The sequence below is a fragment of the Amaricoccus sp. genome (assembly GCF_036846665.1).
Taxonomy (GTDB): Bacteria; Pseudomonadota; Alphaproteobacteria; order Rhodobacterales; family Rhodobacteraceae; genus Amaricoccus.
The window spans coordinates 1-6,809 of sequence record NZ_DAIUBO010000207.1 but is presented as its reverse complement, the minus strand read 5'-3'; the positions used below and the strand labels follow the sequence as shown (position 1 = coordinate 6,809).

General features: G+C 73.3%; 6 protein-coding genes. 4 read left to right on the top strand and 2 right to left on the bottom strand.

What is annotated here, in order from left to right; genetic code table 11:
* The 3 genes from V7050_RS16545 to V7050_RS16535 form a co-directional block, all read left to right on the top strand.
* On the top strand, positions 1–898 hold an 898-nt coding region (locus V7050_RS16545), incomplete at its 5' end, for a YcjX family protein (protein ID WP_324410860.1).
* Positions 895–1,911 carry a YcjF family protein gene (locus tag V7050_RS16540; RefSeq protein WP_324367720.1) on the top strand — a complete coding sequence of 339 codons (1,017 nt, stop codon included), beginning with the start codon at positions 895–897 and terminating at the stop codon, positions 1,909–1,911. The genes V7050_RS16545 and V7050_RS16540, both read left to right, overlap by 4 nt.
* A 292-nt stretch (positions 1,912–2,203) precedes the next feature.
* Positions 2,204–3,493, top strand: a complete 1,290-nt coding sequence (locus V7050_RS16535) for an O-acetylhomoserine aminocarboxypropyltransferase/cysteine synthase family protein (RefSeq protein WP_324367721.1) — start codon at positions 2,204–2,206, stop codon at positions 3,491–3,493.
* Positions 3,494–3,502: 9 nt separating this feature from the next.
* On the opposite strand, the gene V7050_RS16530 is transcribed toward V7050_RS16535, so the two are convergent.
* Positions 3,503–4,201: an SIMPL domain-containing protein gene (locus tag V7050_RS16530; RefSeq protein WP_324410858.1), complete on the bottom strand. Its 699-nt coding sequence runs from the start codon at positions 4,199–4,201 to the stop codon at positions 3,503–3,505.
* 154 nt (positions 4,202–4,355) lie between these two features.
* On the opposite strand from V7050_RS16530, the gene V7050_RS16525 reads away from it, so the two are divergent.
* Positions 4,356–6,074 carry a hypothetical protein gene (locus V7050_RS16525; protein WP_324373764.1) on the top strand — a complete coding sequence of 573 codons (1,719 nt, stop codon included), beginning with the start codon at positions 4,356–4,358 and terminating at the stop codon, positions 6,072–6,074.
* A 29-nt stretch (positions 6,075–6,103) separates the two neighbouring features.
* Here V7050_RS16525 and V7050_RS16520 read toward each other — a convergent pair whose 3' ends face one another.
* Positions 6,104–6,385 carry a hypothetical protein gene (locus V7050_RS16520; protein ID WP_324373762.1) on the bottom strand — a complete coding sequence of 94 codons (282 nt, stop codon included), beginning with the start codon at positions 6,383–6,385 and terminating at the stop codon, positions 6,104–6,106.
* Between the last annotated feature and the right edge of the window lie 424 nt (positions 6,386–6,809).

The window sequence follows — 6,809 nt, the reverse complement described above, 5'->3', positions numbered from 1 at the left end:
GAAGCCGGGGCCCGCCGGCGCGGAGGCCGCGGTCCCCGCGGACCGGCCGGACGGGCCCGCGCCGCGGGGGCTGGGGGGGGTTTTCACCGCCTATCTCGCCGCCGCGCGCGCCGCGGGCCTCTCCAGCGTGGCCCCGGGGCGCTTCCTGATGCCCGGGGATCTCGAAGGCTCGCCGGCGCTCACCTTCTCGCCGCTGCCGCGGCCGGCGCGCACGCCCGGCAACTCGCTGTGGCGCGCCTTCGAGCGGCGCTACGAGGCCTACAAGCGCGTGGTCGTCGCGCCGTTCTTCCGCAACCATTTCGCCCGGCTCGACCGGCAGGTGGTGCTGGTGGACGCGCTCGGCGCCATCCACGACGGGCCCCGGGCGGTGGAGGATCTGCGCGGCGCCATGGCCGACATCCTGACCTGCTTCCGGCCGGGGCGGAATTCCTGGCTCGCGCCGCTGCTCGGCCGGCGCATCGACCGCATCCTCTTCGCCGCGACCAAGGCCGATTACCTGCATCATACCCAGCACACGCAGCTGACCGCGATCACCGAGGCGCTCCTGGCCGACGCCAAGGCGCGGGCGCGGTTCCGCGGCGCCGAGACCCGGGCGCTGGCCATCGCCAGCCTGCGCGCCACCGTCGAGCAGACCGTGACCCGCGACGGCCGCGAGGTCGGGATCGTGCGCGGGCGCAGCCTCGAGGACGGCTCGGAGGTCGCGCTCTTTCCCGGCCGCCTGCCCGACGATCCCGCGGCGCTGCTCGCGCCGGCGCGCAAGGGTGCCGGGGACTGGACGGATGCGGCCTTTCGCGTGACGCGCTTCGCGCCGCCGCGGCTGACGCTGGCGCCGGGCGACGGGCCGCCCCATATCCGCCTCGACCGCGCCGCCGAATTCCTGATCGGGGACAGATTGTGACCGAGAGACCCGACGCGCCCTTCGTCATTCCCGCCGGCCCGCTGCCCGAGCCGGAGGCGGCGCATCCCTCCGAGGCGCCGCCGCTCGACGACGACCTGCCCGAAGGTGCCGCCATGGTGCGCGCGACCCGGCTGGCCGCCCGCGGCAGCCGCGGCTGGGGCGGCTGGTTCTGGACGCTGGCCGGAAGCCTCCTGACCCTGGTCGTCTCCATCGCCGCCTACGACTACCTCACCGCGCTCCTGGCGCGGTTTCCCGCGCTCGGCATGGTCGCGCTGGGGCTCACGGCGCTGCTCGGGCTCGTGGTGCTCATCCAGATCCTGCGCGAGCTCCTCGCCTTCCGGCGGCTCGCGCGCATCGACCGCTTCCGCGCCGAGGCCGCCGCCGCCCATGCGAGCGCCGACCGGGACGCGGCGCTGGCCCTGTCCGAGGGGCTGGCGCGCTTCTATGGCGGCCGCGGCGAGGTCGCCTGGGGAGCGGCGCGGCTGGCGGAGACACGCGCCGAGATGCTCGACGCCGACGCGATCATCCTCGCGACCGAGCGCGGCCTCTTCGCCACGCTCGACGCCGAGGCACGGCGCGAGATCGAGGCGGCCAGCCGCACGGTCGCCGGTGCTACCGCGCTCATCCCGCTTGCGCTGGCGGACGTGCTCGCCGCGCTCTCGATGAACGTGCGCATGATCCGCCGGATCGCCGATATCTACGGCGCGCATTCGGGCTTCTTCGGATCCTGGCGGCTCCTGCGCTCGGTGGCGACGCATCTGATCGCCACCGGCCTCGTCTCCGTGGGCGACGACATGATCCATTCGGTGCTCGGCGGCAGCGCGCTGGCGCGGGTCTCGCGGCGCTTCGGCGAGGGGGTGATCAACGGCGCGCTCACCGCGCGGGTCGGGATCGCCGCGATGGAGGTCTGCCGGCCGCTGCCCTTCGCCGCCCTGCCGCGCCCGAGCGTCTCCAACCTGATCGGCCGCTCGCTGACCGGGCTCTTCGGGCGGAGCGACGAAGCGGGCCGGTGAGGCGGCCGCGGCGAGGCCGGGGATGGGCTTTTCGAGCCGGCCATGCCGAGGCACCGCCTTGCGCCGGTTCGTCGGCGGGGCCGAGACCGTGTACCGGCCAGTGGCAAGGGATGCGTCCCGCGGCAAGACAAAGAAGATCGTTCCACTACCATTCTTTATATTTTTCAATGCACTAATATCAGTTTCAGCTTGGGCCGGGCCGGTCTGACGAGGCGGCCCGCGTCACCGCTTCGCCCCGTTGCGCCGCATCGCCGCCTCGCATAGCCTTCGCGGGAACAACGGGAGTGCGACCATGACCGATCATCCATACGGCTTCGACACGCTGCAGGTTCACGCGGGCAGCCGCCCGGATCCCGCCACCGGCGCGCGGCAGACGCCGATCTACCAGACCACGGCCTTCGTCTTCCGCGACGCCGAGCACGCCGCGCGGCTCTTCAACCTCCAGGAGGTCGGCTACATCTACTCGCGGCTGACCAACCCCACGGTATCGGTGCTGCAGGAACGCATCGCGACGCTCGAGGGCGGCGTCGGCGCGGTCTGCTGCTCCTCCGGTCATGCGGCGCAGATCATGGCGCTCTTTCCGCTGATGCGGCCCGGCGACAACATTATCGCCTCGAACCGCCTCTACGGCGGCACCGTGCAGCAGTTCTCCAACACCATCCAGCGCTTCGGCTGGTCGGCGGAGTTCGTCGACATCGACGACCTGACCGCCATCGAGGATCTCGCCGACGACAACACCAAGGCGATCTTCTGCGAGAGCATCGCCAATCCCGGCGGCCATGTCACCGACATCCCCGCGGTCGCCAAGGTCGCCCAGAAGCTCGGCGTGCCGCTGATCGTCGACAACACCTCCGCCACCCCCTGGCTCTGCAGGCCCTTCGAGATGGGCGCGGATCTCGTCGTGCATTCGACCACAAAGTACCTCAGCGGCAACGGCACCGTCACCGGCGGCGCGGTGGTCGATGCCGGGCGCTTCGACTGGTCGGCCGGCGGCAAGTTTCCTTCGCTCAGCGAGCCGGAGCCCGCCTATCACGGGCTGAAGTTCCACGAGACCTTCGGGCCCATGGCCTTCACCTTCTTCGGCATCGCCATCGGCCTGCGCGACCTCGGCATGACCATGGCGCCGCAGACCGCCTTCCAGACGCTTCTGGGGATCGAGACGCTCAGCCTGCGCATGGAGCGCCACGTCGCGAACGCGCGCAAGGTCGCGGAATGGCTCGAACGGGACGACCGCGTGGAATCGGTCACCTATGCCGGCCTGCCCTCTTCGCCCTTCCACGAGCGGGCCCAGCGCCTCTATCCGCGCGGCGCCGGCGCGCTCTTCACCTTCGCGCTCAGGGCCGGCTACGACGCCTGCGTCAAGCTGGTGGATTCGGTGGAGCTCTTCAGCCACGTTGCCAATCTCGGCGACACCCGCTCGCTGATCATCCACTCCGCCTCGACGACGCATCGCCAGCTCACCCCCGAGCAGCAGGAGAAGGCCGGGGCGGTGCCGAACATGGTGCGCCTCTCCATCGGCATCGAGGACCCCGAGGACCTGATCCGCGATCTCGACCAGGCGCTGACCAGGGCCACCGCCTGACACGCGGGATCACTCGATCGCGAAGACCACCTCCACGCTGGCGCCGAGGGGGACCGTGCCCTCGGCGACCGGCGTGTCGGCCATGGCCTCGGCCCGCGCGAAGACCGGCGCCGGCGAGGGTCCCGAGCCGCCGCTCTCGCTGATCGAGAGCACGGCGCCGAGCGTCACCCCCGCCGCCACGGCATAGAGCTCGGCCTTGGCCCGCGCATCGGCGACGGCGCGCTCCCGCGCCGCGTCGATCTGCTCCCGCGGCTCGTCCACCGCGAAATCGACCCCGAAGATCCGGTTGCCGCCCGCCGCCGTTACCGCGTCGACCACGGCGCCGAGCCGCGCGATGTCGCGCACCGTGACCGTCACCATGTTGCTGGCCTGAAAGCCCACGACCTTCGGCGCGCCGCCGTCGTTGCGGTTCTCCCAGATCGAGTCGAGGCTGAGCCGGCTGGTCTGCACGTCGGCCCGGGCGATGCCGGCGGCCTCGAGCGCGGCGAAGACCGCGTTCATCGCCGTGGCGTTCGCCGCCAGCGCCGCCGCCGCCTCCGGCGCCTGGGTCTCCACGCCGGCGCTGACCGTCGCGATGTCGGGCACCGCCTCGACCTCGGCCGAGCCGGTGACGGTGATGCGGCGCGGGGGCTCCTCGGCCCCGGCCGCCCCGGGCGGGATCGCGGCGCAGAGCCCCGCAAGGAGCAGGGTCGCAGGCAGCAGACGCATGGTGACCTCCGGATTTCACTTGCCCAAGATGTGCCCGCAACCATCCGGACCCTCAACCAAAAGTTGCGCCAGCGGGCTTCACGACTCTGGCATTGCCCTGCGTTTTGCGCTAGACTTGTGGCCGAGGCAACACTCGACAACGATCGGGGCAGGCATGAGCAGGACATTCAAGGACAGGCCGGGATTCCGGCTGCGCTTCGCATGTGCGGCGATAACGCTGGATCGGAGCGACCGCCCGGGCGAGTTGCGGGTGCTCAATCCCGACGCGCCGGACCTTCTCACCGAATTGCGCGCGCTGGCGGCCGAGATCGCGGCCTCCCGCGGGCGGCTGACCGTCGAATTGCCCGCGAGCGAGGTCTGGCGCGGGCCGGTTCCCGGGCTGGGGCGCCTCGGCCGCGAGAAGGCGGCGCGCGACCGGGTGGCCGCCAGGCTCGGCCTGCCGCCGGCGGCGGTCTCGCTGCGCTTCGGCGGCCGCGACGCGGGCGGCGCGACGCAGGTGGCGGCCGTCGCCACGGAAACCGTCGCGGAAACCCGCCGCTTCCTCACCCAGGCCGGACTCCGGGCCGGGCGCATCACCGGCGGCGGCGCCTTCCCCGGCTTCGCCGCCGCCCCGGATTTCGCGGCTCCCGCCCGTCCGGCGCTGCACCGCCTCGGCCCGGCCTCGGCCGCCGCCGTCGCCGCGGCGCTCGTGCTCGCGGTGTTGACGCAGGCGCCGGACCGGGGGCCTGCCGTAGTCTCCGCGCCCTTGGAGGTCGAGTCCGGCCCGGCGCTCGCGGCGGCGTCGGCCCCTGCCGACCCGGCCCAGCCGCGCCCCCGGCCGCGGCCCGCCGACCTTACCCGCGTCGCCGTCGCGCCGGAGCCTGCCCCGGTGGCACGGGTTCCCGCACCCCAGGCCCCGCGGGCGCCCGGCCATGCGCGTGAACCGGCGCTCCTGCCGCTCGTCACCGTGGCCACCCGCAACTTCCCGGTCTCCACTCTGCCGCCGCGGCCGCAGGCGGACGGCACGATCCGCCTGGCGGAGCTCTCGGTGGCGCGGGCCCTGCTCGACGCCACCCGCATTGACGCGCCGATGCAGCGGCCGGTCGCCGCCGCGGCGCCCAAGCCCGCCGAGGCCGCGGTCCGGATTGCGCTGGCCAATCCGACCGCGCCGGCGCCTTCCTCCGGGAAGCCCGCGCTGCGGCCGCTGGCCCGGCCCGCGGCGGCGGCGGCCGAGCCCGCCCCGGCCGCGACGCCTGCCGCCGCGCCGGAGACGGCCGTGGCAGCGCCGGACCGGACGCGCCCGCAGCCGCGGCCCCGGTCGCTGTCCTCGGCGGCGCTTTCCGAGGCGATCAGCGCGGCGGTGGTGACTGCCAGCGTCGCCCGCCCGACCACCACCTTCGCCACCCAGACGGCGAGCACCGGCCTCGCGGCGGCCTCCGTCGTCGCCGCCGGGCGGCCCGAGCCGCGGCGCTTCACCGCCAGCCGCGCGCCCGCCCCTTCCCCCGCCAAAGTCAAGGTCGCGACCGTCCGGCCCAAGCCTGTGGCGGCGGCACCCCAGAAGGTGGTGCGGCTCGCCCCCGCCCCGGCCCAGCCGGTGCGGGTCCAGCCCAAGCAGGTCAGGGCCCAGAAAGCCCCGGCCAAGACCAGGGCCGTGGCCAGCGCCAGCGGCGCGGCGGCGACCCAGACCGTCGGCTTCTCGCGCAATTCGGTCTCGCTGATCGGCATCTTCGGCGGCGGCAACGACCGTCACGCGCTGGTGCGCCTGCCCGGCGGCAAGATGCAGCGCGTCCGCCCCGGCGACCGGTTGCAGGGCGCCCGGGTCGCGGCGATCGGCAAGGACAGCCTGCAGCTGAGCGGGGGCGGGAAGAACGCCGTGCTCACCATGCCCAACTGAGTCGGCGGCTGGCCCGGCCGTCAGCCCGTCTAGAACTTGTATGCCTCGAATGCCGTCTCCTGGGGCGGGCCGGTGAAGCTGCCCGCGACGCCCGCCTGCATGCGCGGCATCAGGATCCCGTCGCGGAACGCCTCCCAGCTTTCCTTCGAATCGTGCACGGCCATGATGGTCCAGCCGCCCGGCGACGGGCCGGCGGCGTGAAAGATCTGGCCGGGCGGCAGGCTGCCGTCGCTCGGATGCACCACCGGCAGCGCCGCCTCGTATTGCTCCCTGGTTCCTCCCGGAAAGAAATGGATGATGCCATAGGCCATGGCCTTCCCCTTCTTGCTGTGCCGCAAGGCGATGCCTCGCCCGGCCCACCGCCAACCGGGCGGCACGATGGCGCCGACGGGGCAGCCGATTGTGCCCGATCCGGCCGAGTCTGGCCAGAGCGCGGGCGGCGGGGCTGTCCCGGCACTTCCCTCCCCGCATCGGAGGATCGGATCCGAACCGGCTGCGGCGCGGAATCCGGTCGACGGGAGCGGAGACGGGTTAACGCCTTGAAGCCTCTCGAATTTCGGGCGGGACGGGCGGCATTCGAGGCGTGACAAGCGCGGGCTGCCCGGATAGGATGCGCCACCATTGCCCCAAGGATCCCATGCATGACTGAACCCGCTCGCGTGCCAGACGATTACGGCGCCGATTCCATCAAGGTTCTCAAGGGCCTGGAGGCCGTGCGCAAGCGGCCGGGCATGT